This window comes from Cellvibrio sp. GW822-FHT04B05, from assembly GCF_058800985.1.
Window position 1 is genome coordinate 12,329 of record NZ_JBXAMU010000007.1, and the last position, 24,510, is coordinate 36,838.

The window sequence follows — 24,510 nt, forward strand, 5'->3', positions numbered from 1 at the left end:
ATTGTTATGACAACCAATTTTTCAGCAGCCCCTATCAATGAAGCTACTTATAGGGAAATTAGGGCGTTAATTATTGAATTATTCGAGGGGCTTTCCCTTGGTGTCTATATTGATAGTGTTGGCCTTCCAACAATTGGGATTGGTTGGAATCTTGCGGCTGGCGAGGGTAGACAAACAGCAGATTTTTTGCATGATGTATTAAATATTAAGTCAGGTGATCAGACAACGTACAAGGAAGGGCATGATTATTCAACTTTATTAGCAGCTCTTCAGGAGTATACGACACAAACTTACCAAAGTGGTGGTCTGTTGGAGAATGTAGCAGCCCAAGAGCAGACTTTAATTGATAATTTGAACACGGCATTAAGTGACGCATTGGTTAGTCCGGTTGCCTTTGCTTTTTCTTCAAAGCAGGCTGCCCGCGATTTCTTAAATGGTCATTTAGGTGATTTTGAAAACCGTTTAGAACGAGTGCTGGCAGATGTGGGGGTTACAGATAACTATGCTCCTGGTGTATTCAATTTTCCTGCATCCCGCGAACGTTTAGCTCTGCTTAGCTTAATATTTGGCTCTACGACCTTTATTAAAGATCCCGATACAAATGGCCCCACACCACTTGCACAAGCATTGATTGATAATAACCGTGCAGAAGCTTGGTTCCGTATTCGCTATCGCAGTAATGGTGGTGCATCTGCTGGACCAGGCATTGCCAAACGCCGTTATTTTGAATCTGCATTATTTAGTCCTTTTGCTGATCCCGAAAATGTCAGCAAAGAAGAGGCAGAATCGTTTATTGCATTTTTGAACTCTTCCTTTGATGGGAATCAAACTCGACTTCAATATATGATCGGCTATGAAAATAATTATTGGGGTATGGCGGAAGATGCGATTATAGATTATCGGTTAAATTCAAATGATCCATTAAACTTAAAAGAACAACTTTATTTTCAAGATATTTTAAAACCACTGGCACCATATTTAATCGATCACTACCTTGATGGAGAAGGCACTGGGCTGGAAGGTGCAAACTATCGTTTTGATGGTGATGTGGTATTGGGTTTTACTGGTGGAGCAACGTACAAAATTATCGACTCTAAAGGTCACGATGGTATTCCGGGACAAATTGATAAAAGCGATCTTTTGATTGCGACAAATAATGATGTTAATAATATTCTTGAAGGAAATGCAGGTGATGATTTTCTGATAGGCGCGGCCAAAGACGACGAGTTAAAAGGCGGTGACGGGAATGATGTATTGGTGGGCAAGGACGGTGCAGATAAATTAACGGGAGGAAAAGGTAACGACTTATTGCTCGGCGGTGCAGGCAACGACACCTACTTCTTCGAAGGCAACTTCGGCACCGATATAATCAAAGACTCCGACGGCAGTGGCACTATTTCTATAGCGGGATTCTCCGGCAGTTTCACCTCGGTGCAAGGCTCCGACATTATCTTCCGCGATGCAGGCAATAAATTTGAAGCCATAAAAATCAATAACGGCAGCTCTACTGATTTGCTTATCACCTCTCTCACTGATGCCGCCCAAGGCAATATCCTTATTAAAAAATGGAATCCAGGCAATTTAGGGATTTCCTTAACAGTAGATACCTCCGCACCTTCTGCTGGCAATGTCGCTACCGTCAATGGTGATGGTGGCAATAACGCCATCACCCTCGATAATTTACGCGATAACAATCCAACCCTTGATCTCAGCACCTTCACCGCACTCTATGCCAATGGCGGTTCCGGTAATGACATCATCATGGGCATGCTGAATGGCAGCGACACACTGCTCGGTGGTGATGGCAACGATATTATTTCCGGCGGATTCACCACCACGTTAGGCGCTAATGCCTCTGCCACATTCCAATCCGGTGCGGGTGCGTCAGGCGTAGACAGTATCGATGGCGGTGCAGGCAATGATTTTATTTTCGCTTCTGTTGTCACGCTGCTCACCGATACAAATAACAGCATCACAATAAACAATTGGGGTGAAGGCCAATTGGGCTTGAGTCTGATTGAAAAAACATCATGGCAAAACGGGATCGATTCCGCAAACGATAATATTTTTTGCATCAATAAAAAATTGGTACGGTAAATTTTATGAAAAGAAACCATAAATTCTGGGTAACGCTAGGGGTAGTTTCCTTGTTAGGCGGTTTGTATTTTTTTGACAATATCAAAGGCTACTACCGTTTTAAGCAGTATTGTGCAAAAGAAGGTGGGTTGAGTATTTATGAGCCGCTTGAAAAAAATATGGGGTGGATTGCTGAAGATAAAAATGATGCTCAAGTTTTTGGGCAGATCAAAGGTGTTGGGTTTGTACGTTATGTAAATAAAAAAAATGGAATTAGCTATGATCTAATCTATATGGGGGGAGATCATTTGGATGAAAATTCTTTTAGTATATCATCGTCTGATAAAAGCAAAGAAGCCAAATATAAATTGGTTCGTATTGAGCAGCAATTAGTTAATGAAATTAGATTAACAAAATTCGGATATAAAGTTTTTGATTATCAATCGAATCATAATATTGCTAAATATATTACGTTTAAATACGAAAAATTTAATAGAGATAGAACACCTTTGGATATGTCAATAAGAGAGTTTTGCCCTACAGTTGAATCTGGAGCTTTTTCAGGCACTTCTGCATGGGTAAAAAATTGGAACTCAGCATTTAAAAATTAATATAGGAATAAAAAATGACAATCAGTAACATTGAAAAATTAATAGATTTAATTAGTACAGCTAAAGCTATTTATGGTGATTTAAGTACAGGAATGTCAAAAGATTTATTGCTTGGTGATGCTGGGTTTTCAGGAAAAGAGGCTGATACTTTTATAAGTAACTATTCATTTTTAGATGGCTCATTTGAAAGCGAAAATACCGGTTTTCAAGCCGCAATTTTTTTGGATAAATACACAGGAAAAAAAGTCTTAGCCATTCGCGGCAGCGAAGAAATATGGAATGACTTTACCGATGCTGATATTTCCGATATTGGGCCCAATGGCTATGCCGCCAGTCAAGCCTTTGATTTATACCGTTACTGGAAGCGCTTGATAACTCCCGCCGGTGTTGATGTTGAATATTCATTGAGTGAAATTTCTGCACTGTGGAGTATGTACGAATTAGGTGATTATGGGGTTGTCATTGATATTGCCATATTTGCCACACAACTCCTGACAGATACCGGGCTTGGCCTTGTTGGTGAAAATGAAATCGTTGATGTAACAGGGCATAGCTTGGGGGGCAATCTGGCATATGTATTTGCTTCGATGTTTCCACAGAATATTGGAACAATAGTTACGCTGAATGCACCTGGCGTTCGACAAGATGCTTTGACTGAGTTGGGTTTTTCTCCTATTGATGGCTCCAAAATCACCTCAGTAAATGCTGAAGGTGATTTGGTGCATCTTGTACCGACACAACCGGGAACGATAGTTAGTATTTCTCAGGAAGTTGGCCCTAGCTTAATAGATGGTTTGAGTATTAACCACAGCGTGATTAATGGTTTGGATGGTTTGAACCTTATCAGCCTATTTGCCAAGCTGGATACTTCACAGGCCAACAATCCATCCGGTTTTTTGAAAACCTTATTACAGCTTGCTTCAAATAAAGGCATTGATTCTTACGAATATTTGCTGGATGGACTTCGTAAAACCCTATTGGGAAATAATATTGATTCAACAATGGTTGGCTCAAAAGCTGATATTGACGCGCGTAATGATTTGTATAACAACATGGATGCGTTAAAAACAATGCTTGAACAGGGGGGCGGTTTAAGCTATCTGGCTGGAAAGGTTGCGCTCGTGTATCCATCAACGGATTCCTCAATTGCTAAAAAAGATTACGGCCAATTCCTTTCGCTCTATTTTTTAACGCCTTTCAAGTTGTCCGGTGATCAAGAATTATTAAAAACACTGAATCCTGATTTGTATGCTCTGTGGGAAAGTGATCAGTCATTGAATGCACAGGATCGATCACTAGGAAAATCTAATTTTTCGGATGCTTGGTATCAAGATCGCACCGCCATGTTAACGGCATTAATTTCCCGCAATGCTGCTGATCAAGCCATCGACACAATAACCAATAGTACCTCAACCCATATTCACTACTACGACTCCACAACCGGCGGTGCGCCGCTGATTTCCCAATCACAATCATCGGGTCAAGAAACTGCATTGATTCGCTTTGGTGACGCGACTGCTAATAATTTAACTGGTGGCGCATATAATGACAGGCTCTACGGTGGGGCAGGTAATGACAAACTGGAAGGTGGTGCCGGTAACGATGTACTTGATGGCGGCACTGGTAATGACCAGTTAACCGGCGGTGAAGGCAATGATGTATTGCTCGGCGGTGCAGGCAACGACACCTACTTCTTCGAAGGCAATTTCGGCACCGATATAATTAAAGACTCCGATGGCAGCGGCTCCATTTCAATCGCCGGATTCTCTGGCAGTTTCACCTCCGTGCAAGGCTCCGACATTATCTTCCGCGATGCAGGCAATAAATTTGAAGCCATAAAAATCAATAACGGCAGCTCTACTGATTTGCTTATCACCTCTCTCACTGATGCCGCCCAAGGCAATATCCTTATTAAAAAATGGAATCCAGGCAATTTAGGGATTTCCTTAACAATAGATACCTCCGCACCTTCTGCTGGCAATGTCGCTACCGTCAATGGTGATGGTGGCAATAACGCCATCACCCTCGATAATTTACGCGATAACAACCCAACCCTTGATCTCAGCACCTTCACCGCACTCTATGCCAATGGCGGTTCCGGTAATGACATCATCATGGGCATGCTGAATGGCAGCGACACACTGCTCGGTGGTGATGGCAACGATATTATTTCCGGCGGATTCACCACCACGTTAGGCGCTAATGCCTCTGCCACATTCCAATCCGGTGCGGGTGCGTCAGGCGTAGACAGTATCGATGGCGGTGCAGGCAATGATTTTATTTTTGCTTCGGCAGGTGGTTCCATTGCACGCGGCGGTGAAGGTAACGATATTCTTGTCTCTACCGGCCCGGCGTATTTCCAGTTCAATAACCTCAAAGAAGTATTGGCCGATGAAAGTCGCGGTATTATTGGCCATCGCGCACTCACCCGCGATGAAATTTATGCTGATGCACTCTCGCGTATGAATTTCGGTGTTGAAAAAGATGGGCTGAATTACACATTAAACAACCGTTATTTTAAAGATTTTACCAGCAGCTACGCCGAATATAATTCAGCGATTGAAAACGTAAAATTTATTGGCAAGAGTGGCAGTACTTCCAGCAACCACAGCAACGGTGATGTGAGTTATGGTTTTGCCGGCAGTTACACGCTTACTTATGACTACTCAAACGATGGACAATTAACCCCCTTATCAACCGACAATCCGTCACCGCTTTCCATGGCCGTTTCCCGGTTTTCCCCTGGTGCTGGAAAAACGCTTGAGGATTTTGCCAATATCAAAGGCGCCAATTTATTTGGTGATGCGGGTGATGATTATCTGGAGGGTGGAATCTACGCCGATTATTTATCGGGCGGTGCGGATAATGACGTGGTATTTGCCGGAGCAGGCAATGACATTATTGACGGCGGCGATGGTGATGATGTGCTTTATGGTGAAGAAGGGCGGGACATTATTATCGGCGGTAAAGGTGATGACACCCTCGTCGGTGGTGATGGCAATGATTTACTTATCGGCGGTGAAGGCCGGGATGGTTTTGTCGGCGGTGAAGGCGACGATATTATGGTGGGTGAAGTGACCGACCAGTATTTCAGCGGTGGTGCGGGCAACAATATCTATATTATTGAGGATATTGTTTTTGAAGAAGCTGATGTACAGGCTGCCGCCAACAACCAGAATCCCAATGCACTTGGCTATGCGTCGCTCGCATCACAAGCCAGTATGCAGTCATCGTCATCATCTGCTCCTTTGCTCACCATTGAAGGCACCGAAGGCAACAACACATTAGCCCTGGTCGGTGTTTCTTCTCTCGATCAGATCGCCCTTACTGCACAAGGCGACAACCTGATATTGCGTACCGGCAATGCTGCTATTTTTATTCGGGATGGTTTGAATGGGGCTGTAAATCATCTGGCGCTGGGTAACAGTGTGGATGAGTTTACGGATTCACCCACTTCGGCAAAATCCACCACCATCGACAATGTCATGCTGGCAAGGTTAAGTACTGAAGTAACCCGCACTGCACAAACTGCTGGTACACAACTGGCCGGTGGCTTACTCAACGATACCCTCATAGCCCACGCCGGCGGCTCGATTTTGATTGGTGGCCAAAGTGATGACACCCTCCTTGGAAACCTGGGTGACGATATTTATGTGATTCGCGCAGGCGATGGTTTTGACAGCATTACCGAACAGGGTGGTAATAACACCATCAAATTAACGGAAGGCATCACCGCCGATCAGCTTGCCTTGCATCGCACCAATGGCAATTTATTATTAATTATTTCCAACAACCAATCCGTTGTCGTTAACGGCATGTTCAATGCGAGTACCGGCGACCTTGTGGCAAACAAAGCCATCCATCGTATTGAATTCAGTAATGGTGAGGCTTGGGATTTAACGCGCGTGCTACAAGAATCCGCCCAAGGCATGACACTGACGGGTGGTAATCACAACGACTTGCTGATCGGTTATGAAAGTAGCGATACGTTAATCGGCGGCAAAGGCAATGATACCTTGCGCGGTGATAAAGGCGATGATCACTATCACTTTGCGATCGGTGATGGCGCTGACCGGATTGAGGATAGTAATGGCAGCGACCATATCCATTTCGCAGAAGGTATTAGCGAAGCGCAAGTGAGCCTGCGTAAAGACACCAGCAACAATCTCATCATCCGCATTAACAACAGCGACAGCATCACCGTGCTTAATGCCTTTAACGCTGCCGGTGAATTAACCGCACAGTCGATTGAGCACATTCATTTCAACAATACTGCCGTATGGGATCTTGCGCGAATCCAAATCGAATTGGCAAAAAACCAGGCGCACGTTTTTATTGGATCTGAAAATAATGATGTGTTGCATGGTGACAATGCGAACCAGATATTTAATGGCAATCAGGGCGATGATCAACTGAATGGTGGTAATGCGAACGATGTTTATCAATATGCGTTAGGTGACGGGAAAGATGTTATTCAGGATATCAATGGTAATGATCGGTTAGAGTTGCTTGCAGGAATAAATGAAAACGAAATAGTTGCGCGTCGCAACGGTGACGATTTAGTCCTTACCCTGAAAGACGGTGGCTCCATCACTATACAGAATACCTTTGGCGTAAAAGCCGCGAATGTGGTTGATCCTGTTATTACGACACTGATCGAGCAATTACAAAGCCGCTGGATGTCACAAGCAGAAAAACTGATTGAACAGCACTACGGCTTGACCGGTAGCGGCGATATCACCCTTGGCTTTGAAAATGGTGTGGAAGGTGCAGAAGCCGCTCACGTAGAGGCAACTTATTCAGGTCCAAACAATACCGGAACCAATTTGAAGCTAATTCTTGATCTGATTGATTTCAGCAATATTCCCAATGGTAATAGTCCTCTATATTACGACCGGATCATTGCCCATGAAATGGTACATGCCATCATGGCGCGCAATATGAATAACTCCCAATTGCCCGGCTGGTTTACTGAAGGTACCGCAGAATTTATTCATGGGGCAGATGACCGAGTCAAGGGCGATACCAACATCATCAGCTTGGAGAGCAATTTTAATTTATTGTTTAAAACAACAGCAGGCTCACCCTCTACATCGGCTGGGTATTCTGTCAGTTACATCGCGGTTAAATTGCTTGATAAAGAAATCCGCGCTAAAGGCGGCTTGGGTATTAAGGAAGTATTCGACCACTTAAAAACCGGCAAAACGCTGGATCAATCCCTTGTGGCAGTTAGTGCTGCACATTCCGGTTTAGCAGCAGTGTGGAATAACCTTTCCAGTTTCGAAACGCATTTCAAAGCAGTGGGCTTTGCTCAATATACGCAATTATTGACGCTGGATAATATTGATACGGGATCGATTGCGGGTTCTGATTATGGCCATGCATCACTCAATGCAAGCGCGGTTATCCCGGAAATCCTTAGCGGCCCTTCACAACATTTCAATCTTGTTATTCCCAAAGAATATGTTCCCACACCTGAAATGAATAGTGTAGTGGAATCTATCATTTTCAACTCTGGTAATGAATGGGATTTTGCCCGCGTCATGCAAGAAGTGCTTAAACCAACGGAGGGTGATGACACTATTCATGCATTTGACACTGACGACATACTTTCAGGCTCTAAAGGCAATGACCATTTGTTTGGTTACGCCGGTAATGACATTTACCGTTACGCAACGGGCGATGGAAATGATGTCATTACCGATACTGGGGGAATCGACCAGATTGAATTGAGCGCGGATATTCTTGCAGCTGATATTAGATTGAGACGTGATCTTGAAAATAATTTAGTCATTACCTTAAAAGATAATTCTACTATTATCGTGAAATCGGTCTTTGATGCTGCGGGAAATTTTTCAGCTGGTGCTATTGAATCCATTAAGTTTTTGAGTGGTGCTGAATGGGATAGTGCAAAAATAAAAGAGGAGGCGAGCAAGGTTGATGCATCCGTTATTAACGGTACAGTTTCCAATGATACGTTGATTGGTACGAATGCACATGATGTTCTTATTGGTGGGCTTGGTGATGATGATCTTCAAGGTGGCATTGGAAACGATCGCTATATTTACAATTTAGGTGATGGTAATGATCAAATAACTGATGCGGCGGGTATTGACGAAATTGCTTTCGGTGAAAGTATTCTGCCTGCAGAGGTTTTATTATATCGACAAGGATGGTATGGATTAAAAATTGTATTAAAAGATGGCGGTACAATTTTAATCAATAATATGTTCAATTCCGCCGGTGAGCCTGGCGTGACACCTATTGAGGGTATGCGTTTTTCAAATAATGACTTCTGGGATATATCCCAAATCAAAAATAAAATTGTGCAGAGCGCATCCACTCCGGGCAATGACTATATTGAAGGTTTTGCATCCAACGATGTGATAGCAGGCGGTCGTGGTTATGATCGACTTGACGGAAAAGCTGGCGATGACCGCTATATATTTAACCGCGGCGATGGTGTGGATGAAATTAGTGATTCGGCTGGGAACGATACCTTGGTATTTGGCCAGGGGATTGTTCCTGATGATGTCCTGGTTTATCAAAATAGCGGCAATATTTATTTTATTCTTAATAATGGTGAAATGATTAAGGTGAATGGGATGCTTATTGATGGCATTCCAGATGAGACCAAGTTTATCGAACGAGTAGAATTTTTTGGCGGTATTGTTTGGGATAAAACTATTATCCAACAAAAAATCATCGAAACGCAGGTCAATCCTAATATTCTTTTCGGGCGCGATGGTTGGGATTATTTGTCGCCTATTGGTAATGGCAATTTCTTGCTGAATGGGCTTGGTGGTGATGATCAAATGTATGGCGGTGCGGGAAATGATACGCTTATCTGTGGAGGTGGCCTGAATTTTCTGGATGGTAAAGGGGGGAATGATACCTACCTGATTACGGATCAGCCTTCTATGAATTTTATTGAAAACTTTCGCGATGATATGGATCGTATCCTTTATGCTGAAGGAATTAAGCCAGAAGATGTCAAGGTGAGATTGGTTCCCGGGCGTCAGGAGCGATATTTGGAGCAGGGCGTTCTGTGGGTTTACACCTTTTCCCAAAGTAATGATTGGAACCTGGAGTTAACAACAGAAAATACAACTATCTATATCGACAGCCTATTTACTAGTGGTGCACAGACTGGTGCGACTATAGTAAATCCAGCGGTGACATCCGGAACGGTAGAATTTTTTGACGGCACACGTTGGACGATTGATGATTTATTAGGGTATGCCCTCAAAGGTTATACACTCAGTGATTACATCAATGGCTCTGGTAATAGTGAATTAATAGAAGGGTTGCAAGGTAATGATAGTATTTTCGCGTTAGCAGGAAACGATACCATTGATGGTGGTGAAGGAAATGATTATTTAAATGGCGGTTCTGGCTTTGATGTTATGTATGGAGGGGAAGGTGATGATACCCTTATTGGTGGATATGACGCAGACATATTAATTGGAGGAAAAGGAAACGATTTATTGTACGGTGATAATACCGGCGATAATTATAATAATTCAGATGATATCTATCGTTTTGATATTGGTGATGGAAATGACACGATCGTAGAATTTGTCGGACGTGATGTTATTGAATTTGGTGAGGGTATTCAAAAAGAGAATGTTATCCTCAGTACAGTGGAAAATAATCTTGTAGTGTCATTTACCAATTCAACAGACAGCATCACTATCATTAATGGCGCATTACCTGAAGTTGATTTTTATATTGGAAGTAAAATTGAAATATTTAAGTTCGCCAATGGTGATATCTGGAACTTCGATCCTAAATTAGTTCCTGTCTTTCGTGAGGGTACTTCGAATGACGATATATTATCAGGTGGTTTAGGCAATGATACGCTTGTCGGGCATGAAGGTTATGATCAGTTAAGTGGCGATTCGGGAGATGACGAGTATCGATATAATCTTGGAGATGGGTTTGATTGGATCCGTGAGAGTGATGGGAACGATAAAATCGTATTTGGTCCTTCAATTACCCCCGATATGGTTCAGATTAAAAAGAGTCATTATGAATTTCAAATTTATGTAAATGGCGAAAAGGCAATTGCATTTGGCTGGGGGCCATGGACGTCTGAAAATACCTTGGAAGTTGAGCCTGGATCACTAGTGGAGTTGTTGGAATTTTCTAACGGAGATATTTGGGATCTTCCAATGATGACGGCTAAATCCCTGATGTACACCTCTGGCGCTGACACTTTATATGGCACAGTTGATAGTGAGGTAATAAATGGTGGTGAAGGTAATGATGTAATTGAAGCCGGTGCTGGCAATGACACTCTTATCGGCGGTAAAGGCAATGATTCTTTGTATGGCAGCCTTGGTGATGATGTTTATTATTTTGATATTGCTGATGGCACTGATGTTATCTATGACCATGGTGGTCATGATTCCATTCAATTTGGCGCCGGTATTCTTCCGGCAGATGTCACTGTTCAAAGGACGGAAACTGATTTAATTTTGAAGATTAAAAATGCCAATCCGATTACCATTGCTAATCTGTTCAGCACTGAATATGAGCGTGGCGTAAATTCTTGGCAGGCAATTGAGAACATCGTTTTTCACAACGGAGATCGATGGACTATTGAAGATATGCTTGGAAAGGTTTCTCTTACAGGTTCCAGTAGCGCCAACACAATTTACGGGTTTGAGTATGCTGATCGAATAGATGCAAAAGAGGGCAGTGATACCATATACGCCGGAGGGGGTAGCGATACCCTAATCGGTGGGTTAGGTAACGATTATCTCTATGGAGAGGCCGGGGATGATTTACTACAGGCCGGGGATGGCGAGGATTATCTAACTGACTACTGGGGTAATAATATCTTTGAAGGTGGAAAAGGGACTGATCGAATTTTCTTGCATCAAGGAGGTGCCGAGCATGGGCTTGGTACAGCTACTATTCGATACTCGCTTGGTGATGGCACAGATTATATTTTTGGACCGCCTAAGAATAATATTCGTGTTGAATTGGGAGCGGGCATTACTCGGGATATGATATTGCTGCAATCTCAAGGCGTGTATACGGGAGGGTACGCGTATCAAAATAAAGACGGTTTCGATATTCACATAAAGGGAACTTCAGATCAGATTATTGGTTTGGTTGATAACAAGAACATTGAAATTGTATTCTCTAATGGCGATGTGTTGAAAGGTGATGAGCTCACTAGTTATGTGAATCGCTCAATAGCACAGCTGTCGACCGATAGGCAATCTATAACAGGTAAGACCGAACCAGGATTAAAACTACTGATATCTTATCGGAACATTGATAATTCAATAACCTATTTTCCTGAATTAAATGCAGACTCAGAAGGTAATTACTCGTTCAATTTTGGATTTGGTATTAAAGATTATTCTCGGATTAGTGTTCTTGGTCGTGATGAAAATAATATTTCATTCTCTATGGCGGTGATGCCGCCTCCTAAAGTCTCTATTGCACCGGATTCTCCAACTGCCGAGCTGGATGTGTCGGGATTCGTTATTACGGGTGTAGCTGAACCAGGTGCTTCTGTTAGCGCTTCTATTCCCGGTAGGCATATTGGACATGCATACGCAGATGTTCTAACAGGAACTTACATTATTGTTTCAACAATGAGGATAGCAGATGGGCAACCAATTAGCGTAATTGCGAATACTGGTTACTTATTAGACTCTCCGCCTACAATAATCATTGCTCCTGATTATATAAATCCCACAGCGGCCTCTGGTAGTTTCGATAATTTGGGTTGGCGCATTTCAGGTAGCGCAGAAAAGGGAGCTACGATATTAATCACTGACTTATCCAATAACATATTAGGATCAACAGTTGTTGATGTGGGAACTGGCAACTACACCGTTTTGTTTTCCGAACCAATAGTTACTGGCGATTTAGTAAAAATTGTGGTGCAGGATCATGCGGGTAACACGGCTTCAAGTCTACTCAAGGCACCTGATTTAACCGCTCCTACGATGATTCACGCCGCTATTGATAAGACTGGAAAAATTATAAGGGGTTACACTGAGCCGGGAGCATCAATCATTGTTCGTAACAAACAGGGGACTTGGATCGGGTCAGCCACTGCGTCAAATATCGACGGAGCGTTTGAGCTTACCTTGCATAATGCGTTGTCCGCAAACCAAATAGTGGATCTTCGTCTGACAGACTTAAACAACAATACCTCTGGTGTGATTTCGTTGACAGCAGGAGCGATCACTGGTCCTGCACAACCCTCAGCAATTATTGATAATCAAGGAAAAATAATTTCCGGTATTGCAAGCGAAATGGGCGTAGTTATAGTTCGGAACAAAGATAATGTTGAGATTGGGCGCGCCGCTGTCTCAAATGGTTTGAGTTTCAGTGTGACTCTTGATGAGTTTTATATAAATCAAGAAATATTCAGTGTCACCTTGCTTGATAATAGTGGTAATGAATCTGCGCCAAGTTATGTAATGGCTCCAGATAAGATCGCCCCCTTGATTCCGGTAGCAACAATTCAAACTACATATCCTTACGGAATCACTGGTTTTGCAGAGCCTTCTAGTACAGTTAAAGTTATAGATCAAAACGGAAATGTTCTTGGGACAAAAGTGGCTAGTTCTACCAATGGATCCTTTTTTATTGGATTAGATTCGTCTTCGATTAATGGAAGTCATTTATTTGTAACCTCGATGGATTCATCAGGTAACACTTCATCTGCATTGAATATAGAAATGACTGGCAAAAAGGCCCTAAAAAAACCGGAGGGTAGTTTCGATTCGCAGGGGTTAATCGTCAGCGGAACTGCCGAACCTGGCGCTTTAGTCTATGTTGCTCTTAGCGGAATTGAGCGAGCTCTTGCTAGTACTGTTGTAAATTTAGATGGATCTTATTCAATCCAATTGCCGGAAGCGATTATCGACGGTAGTGTGGTTCAAATTATTTCACGCGATGCTTCAAATAACATACAGTATAGTTCTACCGTTTCGCCTGACTATACAAGACCGCTTCCAGCTTCTGCGCAATTTGATGCATCTGGTAAGATAATATCGGGTTCTGCTGATTGGAGTGAGCGTGGGCGTGCGCAAGTAATCGTAATGGACAGTACTAATACAATGGTATTGGGTAGCTCGGTGCTTGATGAGAATACCAGCTCATATAATATTTCTCTTGTAACTGCATTAAAAAACAATGAAGTAGTTAATGTTTTTTTAAAGGATATTGCAGGGAATATTTCTTATGCAACAACCATTAATGCTCCTGATAAAACCGCCCCTCTTGCTCCAACTGCTGCAATTGATGCGACTCGTAAAGTTGTTTCTGGTACAGCAGAAGCAGGCAGTGTAGTAGAGGTGAAGAATATTTCAGGTGTGGTTCTTGGCAGTATCACCGCAAATGCAACAACCGGTGTTTATAGCATTTCATTGGGAGTCGCATTAACGGTTAACCAGATTGTAAATGTTACTGCCAGAGATATGGCTGGAAACATTTCGCCTGTTAAACCAGTGACAGCGGTTGGTTCAATCGATACTACTCCACCGGTAATTCCTACAGGTAGTTTTGATAGCTCAGGTAAAGTGATTTCGGGTATTGCGGAAGCAGGCAGTATTGTTGTAATTAAAAACGCCAACAATACAAGCACATTAGGAACTGTTACGGCTAACGCAACAACAGGAGCATATTCAATAACCTTGGCGGCGGCTTTAATTAATAAAGAGACTGTGAATATTACAGCGAGAGATGCAGCCGGTAATGTGTCCAGTGCGCTTGCATTAGTTGCACCTGATGTTGCAGTACCTAATCCGACGACAATCGTTATTCAGGCAGAAAACTATACATCCATGAGTGGTGTCCAGAAGGAAAACACCACTGATGTTGGTGGCGGCCAGAATGTAGGTTACATCGATCCAGGCGACTGGATGGCTTACAACAATGTTGCCTTTAACGTACCCACAGAAGGTCGTTATAAAGTTACTTATCGTGTTTCAAGTCTTAATGGTGGTGCGCGTTTAACATTAAGAGAGTTGAGCAACGATAGTGTGCTTGGCTCGGTTGACATTCCTAAAACCGGAGCGTGGAGTAGTTGGATCGATGTTACCCAAGAGATCACGTTAAGCGGTGGAGTGCATAATTTTAAGCTTGCTGTGGAGAGTGGTAAATTCAATATCAACTGGTTTAGATTCGAGCCGTTGGCCTCTGCCACGCCAGATACTACGCCACCTGCTCTGCCTTCAGCTGCGATTGATCCTGAAGGCAAAGTGATTTCAGGTGAGGCTGAGCCGGGTAGTGTTGTTGTAGTCAAAAACGCTAACAACATCAGCATACTGGGTACTGTTATGGCCAATGCAACAACGGGCGCTTATTCAATAACCTTGGCGACGGCTTTAATTAATAAAGAAACCATTAATATTACTGCCACAGATGCGGCAGGAAATGTTTCAGCAATTAAAGCCATTATTGCACCTGATAAGACTGCACCAATAGCACCAACCGCCACCATTGATGCGACTCGTAAAATTATTTCTGGTACAGCAGAAGCTGGCAGTATTGTTGTGGTTAAAAATGCTAACAATACAAGCACACTGGGTACTGTTACGGCTAACGCAACAACAGGTACATATTCAATAACGTTGGTGACGGCGTTAATTAATCAAGAGACTGTAAATATTACCGCTACGGACTCAGCAGGTAATGTATCCATTGCGCTTGCATTAGTCGCACCTGGTGTGGAGACGCCCAATCAGGAGTCAATCACTATTCAGGCGGAAAACTATACATCCATGAGCGGTGTCCAGAAGGAAAGCACTACTGATGTCGGCGGCGGTCAGAATGCAGGCTACATTGATACGGGTGACTGGATGGCCTACAACAATGTTGCTTTCAATGTGCCAACTGAAGGCCGCTATAAGGTTACCTATCGTGTTGCAAGTCTTAATGGTGGCGGACGTTTAACGTTAAGAGAGTTGAGTAATGACAATGCGCTGGGCTCGGTTGATATTCCTAAAACCGGGACGTGGCAAAGTTGGGTGGATGTAACCCAGGAGATCACTTTAAGCAGTGGCATACATAACTTTAAGCTCTCTGTGGAAAGTGGCGGTTTTAATATTAACTGGTTTAAGTTGGAAGCATTGGCAGCGACTGGCCCTATAACACCCGATACAACGCCACCCATTCAACCCACTGCCATTTTTGACTCTGCAGGCAAGGTGATTACAGGTATTGCAGAGGCCGGTAGTATTGTTGTAATTAAAAACGCTAACAACACCAGCACACTGGGTTCTGTTACGGCTAATGCAACAACCGGCGCTTATTCAATAACCTTGGCGACGGCTTTAATTAATAAAGAAACCATTAATGTTACAGCCACAGATACGGCAGGTAATATTTCTGCAATCAATGCGATTATTGCGCCCGATAAAACTCCACCTGCTGCACCTACCGTTAATTTGGACACCACTGCAAAAATAGTTAGCGGTGTTGCAGAAGCCGGTAGTAATGTAACGATAAAAAATTCCTCAGGACAAACACTCGGTGTTGTGCAGGCGAATGCAACGACGGGTGCTTATTCAGTTTCGTTTACCCAAACACTTATTCATGGTCAATCCATTTTCACCACTGCTACTGACGATGCAGGAAATATTTCAGCGACAACTGCAACTCCAATTGTCATCAATGCTGATCCGTTACCCACGGGAAATGGTTTGAGCGGTAGTTATTATGGTTATCACCAACCTGCTAATGGAAATGTAGATCTCTCGAATGTTGCACAAGTATTGGGTTTTATTGCCAATAAAACTCCCAATGCAACGTTTGTAGCTAAGGATTTTCAGTACGGAGTGTTGGGTGCTAATGAGTTAGGTATGGGAACAACACTACAAACCTTCCTAAAGTCAGATGCTGCGTCCCTTAACGTTGACCCTGCCAATACCAGTGATGCCATTTTGAAATTTGATGGAAAAATTAAACTGGATGCAGGCAGCTATAACTTCCGGGTTCGCGCTGATGATGGTTACAGCATTCGTGTTAATGGTGCTGTTGTTGCCGAATACAATGCTAACCAAGCGGCGACTACGCGAACGCATTCTGCATTTACCATTATGCAATCCGGTTTGCAGGATATTGAAATTGTGTATTGGGATGCAGGGGGTGGTGCCTTCTTGAATGTGGAATTGGCTAATACGGCAACAGGAAATTATGCTTATATAAACGAGAGCATTTTATTCCAGCCTGTTCCGTCATCAGCAGTCGCAATAGCCTCAACTAACCAGCTTATGAGGGATCCTGTCTATGCAAGTGTGCATTATTTCAATCGAAATGATGCATTGATTCAGGCCATGGCGACATTTGCTCCTGAATCAGGGGTGGATAATCGATATCGTTCAATGCTCCCTGATCAAAATCCATTTACGATTGCAGTTGGAAGTTAAATATTGCTAGCGATATCCAGCTATCCATACCGTTTATAACTATGAGTAGCTGGATTTTGTTGGAATATTTTTGTTATTTAATAAGAGCAAACAAGAAGCTTGGTTTTGAAAGTTTTTAGCCGAAAGAGGGCCAAGCTTTGGTAAATACAGTTAATCGTTATCACAATTTTATTGCCGCGCCGTCAGCCAGGGCGATGTCGCGATCTTCCATTATTTGTAGTTAATACCGTTTTCGGCAAATTCTTTTTTGTCGATATCGTTTACTGAAAATCCACCGAAGCGAAAGTGTGTGAGAAAGTTCGAAAGGTTCTGTTTGCACAAAATTCCATTTGGCAGTGATATCGCGTAAATAAAATGTTCACTTTATAAGGCCTGTCGTTGAGTATTGCGGCTAAGCCACCGCCCCAATCTCACGGTCGGGAATACCCGTACGTCAGCAGCTTTAATGTATGCGCCGGATTGCGCACATACAGCTGCCGATATCATCGTTATAAGGGGACGTACCCGGCAGATGAGGCGTGGTCGGCAATTCGGTAAATGGATATATCTTTGTAGGAGCCTGTTTTATGAGGTGCTTTACTAAAGCTCTACTGTTTACATTAATGTTTATGCTGGGCGCATGTTCGGTTGCGCCGCTGAAAGAGCGGAGTGTGCAAGTGAGCTTGCCGCCTGAGGATATTTTGCAGACGCGTTTTGGTCAGGTCGCACAGGCTTACGGTCAGGAACATCCGGGCTTTTCCGGTGTTTATCCGCTCGACAATGCATTGGACGCTTTTGCTGCGCGTATTTTTCTGGCGCGTGCTGCTGAGAAAACCCTGGATGTGCAATATTACATTTGGCGCAAAGACCTCACCGGCACAATGCTATTGCACGAACTTTATCAGGCCGCTGAGCGCGGTGTCAGGGTCAGATTGCTGTTGGATGATCTTGGCATTGTCGATATGGATAATTGGCTCGCGATGCTTAATAGTCATCCCAATATCGACGTGCGGTTATTCAATCCTTTTCCCTTGCGTCAAATGCGCATGCTGGGATTTATCACCGATTTTTCACGCGTTAATCGGCGTATGCATAACAAATCTTTTACGGTCGACCAATCTGTGACTATTGCGGGCGGCCGCAATGTAGGTGATGAATATTTTGCCGCAACCGATGAGGTATTGTTTGCTGATTTGGATGTTATGGTGATTGGTCCGGCAGCCGCTGCTGTTAGCGAAGATTTTGATGGCTACTGGGCGAGCCAATCATCTTATCCCGTAGACCAACTTTTTCGCCAAAAGAGCAGCATTTTATCTTTGCAAGGTGAGGTAGATAAAATCCTTGCGCGTCCCGAGTCAGCACAATATGCGATGGCATTGCGGCAAACTTCATTTGCCCAGCGCATGCTCGCAAAAGAACTGTCGATGGACTGGGTGAATACCCGTCTTGTCAGCGATGACCCGGCGAAAGGAATGGGGCCGGTCGATAAAAGTGGTTTGATGATTTACAGCCTTGAATCAATGATTGGTCAATCCATTCGTAAATTGGATTTGGTTTCGTCTTATTTTGTGCCCACACAGGCGGGTGTCGACGTGTTCAGTGCGATGGCCGGGCAAGGGGTACAGATACGTATTCTGACTAATGCGCTGGAAGCTACCGATGTGGCCGCAGCACATTCCGGTTATGCCAAGTATCGCAAAGCATTGTTAAAATCCGGTATTGAACTCTACGAAATGCGCAGTCGGGCTGCCGCAGGCAGTGAACGGTCGGATGATTTGAGTAGCGGCTCCGGGATGGGAAGTTTTGGTAGTTCCGGCTCCAGCCTTCACGCCAAAACGTTTTCGGTGAATGGCAGGCAAATATATATCGGCTCTTTCAATTTTGATCCGCGTTCCGCCGAACTTAATACCGAGTCGGGTTTTGTTATTGATAGCAGTGCTATGGCAAAAGCAGTGGATGACATGTTTATTGAACGTGTTCCGCATACCGCCTATCAAGTTAAGCTGGATGAAAAAGACAATCTGTATTGGGTAGAGCAGGGCGATCCGCCGGTGATTTATCACCATGATCCGGGTACTACCTGGTTTCAGCGCGCCATGGTGAAATTTATGTCCTGGTTGCCCATTGAGTGGTTGCTGTAACTTTTTTACAAGTTTCCGGCAAGACCGCTGACGAAAAATCACTGATAAACTCCGCCTGGTTTCTATTTACATTGTGCAAAATAATGGTGTCTACCCCAAGCGCAAAGGTTTCATTAATCAAGTCGACAAAAAATGCCGTGCTGTCTGAGACAGGTATAGTGCTTAATACTTTTTCTAACGTGATATTTTCTGCCGCAGCATCGAATTCCCCGGTGTTTTTAAGGGTCGCCAGTTTGTCCGTGTCGATGCAGTTTGAGCGCCACTGATCAAACGCCTCTGTGCATGCATACTCATAATATCGAGCGTAGGAAAAGGTTAGCTTTACATGTACTGGCTTCCCCTCACCACCATTGTTACGGAATGCAGTTATAGTTTTTTCCAATTCCTGTTTTGGTTTATGAATTGTCACCAAGCCATCGGCCCAACTACTGCACCAACCCGCAGTGGTGGGAGATAAGGCAGCGCAAAAAAGTGGTGGCGAATTTTGAGGGAGTGAATACAGCTTTGCATCCTGAACATTTATCCTTCCAAAATGCGTTACCTGTTCACCCGTCAGGAGCCTTCTTATGACGTTGGCACATTCCAATAGCCGCTCATTGCGTTCATCTTTAGTTGGCCATTTTGTACCTGTGATGTGCTCATTCAATGCTTCACCACTACCGAGTTCGACAATCAGGCGCTCAGGATACATGAGTGCCAGGGTGGCAATTGCCTGTGCCACTACAGCGGGATGGTATCGCTGCCCGGGTGTGGTTATAAAACTCATCGGAAATTGTGTAGCTTCCAGAGCCGCGCCCATCCATGCATATAGATGGCCACTGTGGCCCTGTCTTTTACTCCAGGGATGAAAGTGGTCGGACGAATGGCAACCGTCAAAACCCGCTTGCTCTGCCATTTTTGTATAAGCAAGAAGATCCCTGGGTGAAAATTGTTCGTGCGAAGCATGGTAATAAAGTTTTCTCAATGCCTCTCTCCAATACCGTGAAAAGTCAATGTGCGCATTTGAAACTCCTTATGAGTAATATCAATTGACAATGTAATTATTGGATGACCGAACAATGTTTATCTGAAACCATTAGTTGTTTAATAATTATTGATTCGGTTAAAGGCAGTTGCGATGGGTACTATCTGTGATAGTTAAGGCCGCAAGGATTTAGGCTTATTTTGTTCTTTAGATTTATTTTTTTTGCGAGTATCAGGATCATTAATATCTATATCGTCAGTTAAGTCGCCACCTTGCATACGTTTTGCGGGTTCATTGCCGCGAGCGTTACTGTGCTGGTAATCTTTTTCTTTAATTGATGTCATTTGTCTTCTCCATTGAAGTTAACCTGCTATAAAAAATGTAGCTATTCACTGAAAAAACGAGTCACTGGCTTGCCGACATATTTACCCTAATCCATTCATTCGACATGCGATGATAATGAGATCCTGTCATCAGGAAACGACCATAAGCGCAAGGGCGGCCGGGCTCGGTGCGGCTGCGAACATTATAAGAAAAGGTTTGGCTGAACAGAAAAATGACCTCCTTACGAGCGAGCAGGAATGTCAGTCCATTCAAATCTCCCCCTCTGTTTCTAGCCTGGATCGAGTATTACGCCGGTTTTATCGCCTTAACTTGCTCGCCTGTCGTGACCATAGGGATTCAAGTCTCTATTGCCCGGCCTTATCCGCTCCAGCGATAAGCTCGGCAGCTGCTAAAGTTGAACCTGGATCCAAGGGATCGGTATTGAAAAATTAATTTTTTGCTTTGCGTCAATTACCGAGAATTTTGGTCTGGAAATAGCATTGAGGGTTGCTTGGTGGTTGGCGTGCAAAATCACAGTTGTAGTGAGGGCGGTTAGTCGATATGGATAGCCCTCGTCTGTACCGGGTTTGAATACCCCAGGCAAAAAATAATACTTAAATAATCCACGCGTAGCAGGGTTGATTTTTAAAGAGGACGTACCGGAAAAGGTTTTATACCAATTCATTTCGGGATGGATTCAAAAAAATACACAGTAGATAGGCATGCGAATTTCATTGGCATGATGGCTTAAGCCAACCGGCATGCGTGGTAAATCTTACAATTTTTGCAAAGATTACAGGCGCGACAGGCGATTTTTGTTGTGCACCTTTCTTCGACGTCCGAGATAAAAATGAAAACAACAACATTGGTGAATGTACTGCTGGTGGACGATGAGCGAGCCAATCTGCTGACGCTCGGTGCGGTTCTTAAAGGGTTGGATGTGAATTTGGTGTTTGCCGCCTCGGGTGAAGAAGCGTTGCGGCAGGCGTTGCGCTACGATTTTGCAGTCATTTTGCTGGATTTCTATTTACCTACCATTGGTGGGCTTGAAGTTGCGCAAATCATCCGTACCCGGTCTTCCACTCCCATTATATTTATCACTGCATCCGGCCCGGAAGATTTTCCGATTGAAGAAGCTTATTCCCTCGGTGCCGTCGACTATCTGACCAAGCCATACAATTCCACCGTATTGAAATCAAAGGTTGCCTTCTTTATTGAGCTGCACAAGCGCACCGAAGCCTTGGCAGCCAGTGAGCGTTCGCGCTATCTCTCTGAACTCAGCGTCAAGGAAGGGCGCATACGCCTTATTTTAGAGAACTCCAAAGGTTACGCATTTATCGTTACCGATATCGACGGGATCATTACCGAGTGGGAGGGTGATGCACCCGTTGTTACGGGTTGGTCTGCTAATGAGGCAATCGGCAAATCGATTGGGCTCATCTATACCGCCGAGGATCGCTTTGCGGGATATCCGCAAATTGAATTGGGTTTGGCAAAATTAAATGGTGTTGCCTCCAACAAGCGCTGGTACGTGAGTAAGGACGATCGGCGTTTTTATGCGGATGGCGTGCTGGTTCCGTTGAAAGATTCCGCTAACCAGGTACATGGGTTTAGTAAAATTTTTCGCGATGTGACTATCGAGCAACTTGCAGCTGAGGAGTTGCGCAGGCTTGCGGATAACCTGGCCGAATCCGATCGACGCAAGACGGAATTTCTTGCAACCCTGGCGCACGAACTCAGAAATCCACTCGCACCCATTCGCAATGGTTTGGAAATATTGCGTGTGGGGGGCGATAGCATGATTCCAATGGAAAAAACCCGCGAAATGATGGAGCGTCAAGTCACCCATATGGTTCACCTCGTGGATGACTTGCTGGATATATCCAGAATAAACGGTGGAAAAATTGTTCTGAAAAAAGAAACTATCACTATCAAGGAATTGGTTGCCAGTGCGGTAGAGGCAAGCATCTCACTCATTGAGAACGGTCAGCATACATTGGTAATTAATATTCCCGACGATTCACTGTTGCTTCATGTCGATGCGATTCGCATTGCGCAGGTCATTACCAACCTGCTGAATAACGCCGCTAAATACACTCCCTCCGGTGGGCGAATTGAGGTGGATGTGACAGCCGAAGGGCGACAAGTAATATTGTCGGTAGAAGACAATGGTATCGGCATTCCTGCGCAAGCACTGCAATCCATTTTTGAAATGTTTAATCAAGTGGAAAGGAATATGGGGCATGCGCAGGGCGGGCTTGGTATCGGCTTAACCCTGGTGCGCCAGATTGTTGAAATGCATGGCGGTACGGTTGATGTTGTCAGCACCGAAGGTGCGGGCAGTAAGTTTTGGGTGAAGCTGCCGATTGGTGAATTTGCCAATAGCTACGAACAGCAACAAATAATTTCCGTTAACAAATCGGATTTCCAACCGCTGCGTATTATGGTGGTTGATGACAACGTGGATGCAGCACAAAGTTTGTCGGCATTGTTGCAGTTCGGCGGCCATACACTCTATGTGGCATATGGCGGTGTTGAAGCGATCAAAGTGGCAGAAAGCTGCAAGCCCCACATCGCCTTTCTCGATATAGGTATGCCCGACATGGACGGGTATGAAACTGCATTGGCAATACGGAAAATTGACGGGTTGAAAGAAATGAAATTGGTTGCGCTGACGGGATGGGGCGCTGAAGAAGATAAATTCAAATCGCAAACTGCCGGTTTTGATAATCACCTTACCAAGCCTGCGCAATTGGATACGATTGAAGCTTTGATATCGGCGTTGACCACCGCACCTGATAATGTGGTTTGAATTTTAAAAAAATTGCTTTGAAAATTTTTTACAGGTTATGTTCATAAATAGGAGCTTTCGATAGTGTTACAAAAATTTTATTATGTTGCTGCTTCAGGCCCAACGTCTTTTGCTGGATGTGCAGCGCCATTAAATTTTTTTCGATCATCTCGCAAGTCAGGCAATCGCGTGCCCCATTTGTCTGTTTCTATGTCAATTCACCTACCGTTTAAGTAGTGCTATGAATTCTTCCGAATTATCAAATGAGCTGCGCCGATTTATCAGTACGATAGTGTCCATACCCTACCTGGAGACGATGCTGTTGTTGCATCAAGTGCCTGATCAGGTGTGGACTATTCCGGCAGTAGCGCAACGAATTTATGTAAGCCCGGCGCAAGCAGCAATAATGCTGAAGGATTTATGTGATGCAGGAATTTGTAAATCAACTGCCAATGCGACAAGTGAATTCGTCTATTCGCCGGTTGCCCCTGAGTTGGGGGAATTGATTAATGAACTTGCAGAGTATTACCCGCGCCATCTAATTCAGGTAACGAATATGGTTCACGCAAAGTCGGCATCCGGACAGCGCGTACAGATGTTTGCAGATGCCTTTAAGTTGCATAGGGATAAATAATGGCTCCCTTTATATACGCGCTCTGTGCAGTGACATCTTTAGTGTGTGCAATTCTCTTGTTGCGGAGTTATTTTGACAGCCGTTATCGCCTGCTGTTGTGGGCCGGGCTGTGTTTTGTTGGGTTAACAGTTAATAACCTCTTGATGATTACCGATAAAATTATTTTCCCGGAGGAGCACATGCTGACGCTTCGCCTGTCGGTTTCATTGATAGCGCTCTGCTTTTTATTATATGGATTAATATTTGACGAGTAGAACACATGAACGAAATGTTAATTGGCGCTATTGCTGCTTGTTGCTTTGTAATCGGCCTGTTTTTTATGCGCTTTTGGCGGGCAACCTCCGACAAGTTTTTTCTATTTTTTGCCCTGTCGTTTTTTATTGAAGGTGCAAATCGTGTGTCATTGGAATTGTTTCCCAACTTGCATGAGGCTTCGCCGGGTTATTACATCATTCGGGTAATTTCCTACAGCTTTATTATTGTTGCCATTCTGGATAAAAACCGGCGACGAAAATCCAAAACCACATTTAAAACAGATTCAAACGTTCCCTGAAATCAATCAATTTACCTTTCATACTATTTATA

11 protein-coding genes and 2 pseudogenes are annotated in these 24,510 nt (G+C 43.9%); 10 read left to right on the top strand and 3 right to left on the bottom strand.

Annotated features, from left to right (window positions below; genetic code table 11):
• Positions 1-6: 6 nt before the first annotated feature.
• The 3 genes and pseudogenes from AC1RJL_RS19095 to AC1RJL_RS19105 all read left to right on the top strand — a co-directional run.
• Positions 7-2,097, top strand: coding sequence for a hypothetical protein (locus AC1RJL_RS19095; RefSeq protein WP_492917008.1), 2,091 nt, complete (start codon positions 7-9; stop codon positions 2,095-2,097).
• A gap of 5 nt (positions 2,098-2,102) precedes the next feature.
• A complete protein-coding gene (locus tag AC1RJL_RS19100; RefSeq protein WP_492917010.1) occupies positions 2,103-2,687 on the top strand; it encodes a hypothetical protein in 585 nt (194 codons plus the stop codon).
• A 1,343-nt stretch (positions 2,688-4,030) separates the two neighbouring features.
• Positions 4,031-4,342: pseudogene (locus tag AC1RJL_RS19105) on the top strand (calcium-binding protein); the annotation flags it as partial.
• A 32-nt stretch (positions 4,343-4,374) separates the two neighbouring features.
• Here the strand turns inward: AC1RJL_RS19105 and AC1RJL_RS19110 are convergent.
• A complete protein-coding gene (locus AC1RJL_RS19110) occupies positions 4,375-4,707 on the bottom strand; it encodes a hypothetical protein (protein ID WP_492917254.1) in 333 nt (110 codons plus the stop codon).
• Here AC1RJL_RS19110 and AC1RJL_RS19115 point away from each other — a divergent pair.
• The 3 genes and pseudogenes from AC1RJL_RS19115 to AC1RJL_RS19125 form a co-directional block, all read left to right on the top strand.
• Positions 4,706-5,737: pseudogene (locus AC1RJL_RS19115) on the top strand (calcium-binding protein); the annotation flags it as partial. The gene AC1RJL_RS19110 and the pseudogene AC1RJL_RS19115 overlap by 2 nt on opposite strands.
• Positions 5,738-6,616: 879 nt before the next feature.
• Positions 6,617-17,092, top strand: a complete 10,476-nt coding sequence (locus AC1RJL_RS19120) for a flagellinolysin (RefSeq protein WP_492917248.1) — start codon at positions 6,617-6,619, stop codon at positions 17,090-17,092.
• Between the two features lie 566 nt (positions 17,093-17,658).
• The gene (locus AC1RJL_RS19125; RefSeq protein WP_492917012.1) at positions 17,659-19,212 is read left to right on the top strand and encodes a phospholipase D family protein; all 1,554 of its coding nucleotides are present in this window, start codon (positions 17,659-17,661) and stop codon (positions 19,210-19,212) included.
• Here the strand turns inward: AC1RJL_RS19125 and AC1RJL_RS19130 are convergent.
• Together AC1RJL_RS19130 and AC1RJL_RS19135 are read right to left on the bottom strand one after the other, a co-directional pair.
• Entirely contained in the window at positions 19,178-20,176 is a 999-nt protein-coding gene (locus tag AC1RJL_RS19130) for a TIGR03885 family FMN-dependent LLM class oxidoreductase (protein WP_492917014.1), read from the bottom strand. The genes AC1RJL_RS19125 and AC1RJL_RS19130 overlap by 35 nt on opposite strands.
• Before the next feature lie 173 nt (positions 20,177-20,349).
• On the bottom strand, positions 20,350-20,520 hold the full coding sequence (locus AC1RJL_RS19135) for a hypothetical protein (protein WP_492917016.1): 171 nt from the start codon (positions 20,518-20,520) through the stop codon (positions 20,350-20,352).
• A gap of 830 nt (positions 20,521-21,350) precedes the next feature.
• On the opposite strand from AC1RJL_RS19135, the gene AC1RJL_RS19140 reads away from it, so the two are divergent.
• The 4 genes from AC1RJL_RS19140 (at position 21,351) to AC1RJL_RS19155 (ending at position 24,478) form a co-directional block, all read left to right on the top strand.
• The gene (locus AC1RJL_RS19140; protein ID WP_492917018.1) at positions 21,351-23,312 is read left to right on the top strand and encodes a hybrid sensor histidine kinase/response regulator; all 1,962 of its coding nucleotides are present in this window, start codon (positions 21,351-21,353) and stop codon (positions 23,310-23,312) included.
• Between the two features lie 220 nt (positions 23,313-23,532).
• On the top strand, positions 23,533-23,925 hold the full coding sequence (locus tag AC1RJL_RS19145; RefSeq protein ID WP_492917020.1) for a hypothetical protein: 393 nt from the start codon (positions 23,533-23,535) through the stop codon (positions 23,923-23,925).
• On the top strand, positions 23,925-24,179 hold the full coding sequence (locus tag AC1RJL_RS19150; RefSeq protein WP_492917022.1) for a DUF5985 family protein: 255 nt from the start codon (positions 23,925-23,927) through the stop codon (positions 24,177-24,179). The genes AC1RJL_RS19145 and AC1RJL_RS19150 overlap by 1 nt, the downstream gene beginning before the upstream one ends.
• Before the next feature lie 5 nt (positions 24,180-24,184).
• Positions 24,185-24,478: a DUF5985 family protein gene (locus tag AC1RJL_RS19155; RefSeq protein ID WP_492917024.1), complete on the top strand. Its 294-nt coding sequence runs from the start codon at positions 24,185-24,187 to the stop codon at positions 24,476-24,478.
• Positions 24,479-24,510 lie beyond the last annotated feature (32 nt).

What these genes read in the sequence shown, in the direction of transcription:
- AC1RJL_RS19095 (WP_492917008.1), top strand. Translation starts at nt 7, where the DNA reads ATGACAACCAATTTTTCAGCAGCCCCTATCAATGAAGCTACTTATAGG.
- AC1RJL_RS19100 (WP_492917010.1), top strand. Translation starts at nt 2,103, where the DNA reads ATGAAAAGAAACCATAAATTCTGGGTAACGCTAGGGGTAGTTTCCTTG.
- AC1RJL_RS19110 (WP_492917254.1), bottom strand. Translation starts at nt 4,707, where the DNA reads ATGGCGTTATTGCCACCATCACCATTGACGGTAGCGACATTGCCAGCA.
- AC1RJL_RS19120 (WP_492917248.1), top strand. Translation starts at nt 6,617, where the DNA reads ATGACACTGACGGGTGGTAATCACAACGACTTGCTGATCGGTTATGAA.
- AC1RJL_RS19125 (WP_492917012.1), top strand. Translation starts at nt 17,659, where the DNA reads ATGAGGTGCTTTACTAAAGCTCTACTGTTTACATTAATGTTTATGCTG.
- AC1RJL_RS19135 (WP_492917016.1), bottom strand. Translation starts at nt 20,520, where the DNA reads ATGACATCAATTAAAGAAAAAGATTACCAGCACAGTAACGCTCGCGGC.
- AC1RJL_RS19140 (WP_492917018.1), top strand. Translation starts at nt 21,351, where the DNA reads ATGAAAACAACAACATTGGTGAATGTACTGCTGGTGGACGATGAGCGA.
- AC1RJL_RS19145 (WP_492917020.1), top strand. Translation starts at nt 23,533, where the DNA reads ATGAATTCTTCCGAATTATCAAATGAGCTGCGCCGATTTATCAGTACG.
- AC1RJL_RS19150 (WP_492917022.1), top strand. Translation starts at nt 23,925, where the DNA reads ATGGCTCCCTTTATATACGCGCTCTGTGCAGTGACATCTTTAGTGTGT.
- AC1RJL_RS19155 (WP_492917024.1), top strand. Translation starts at nt 24,185, where the DNA reads ATGAACGAAATGTTAATTGGCGCTATTGCTGCTTGTTGCTTTGTAATC.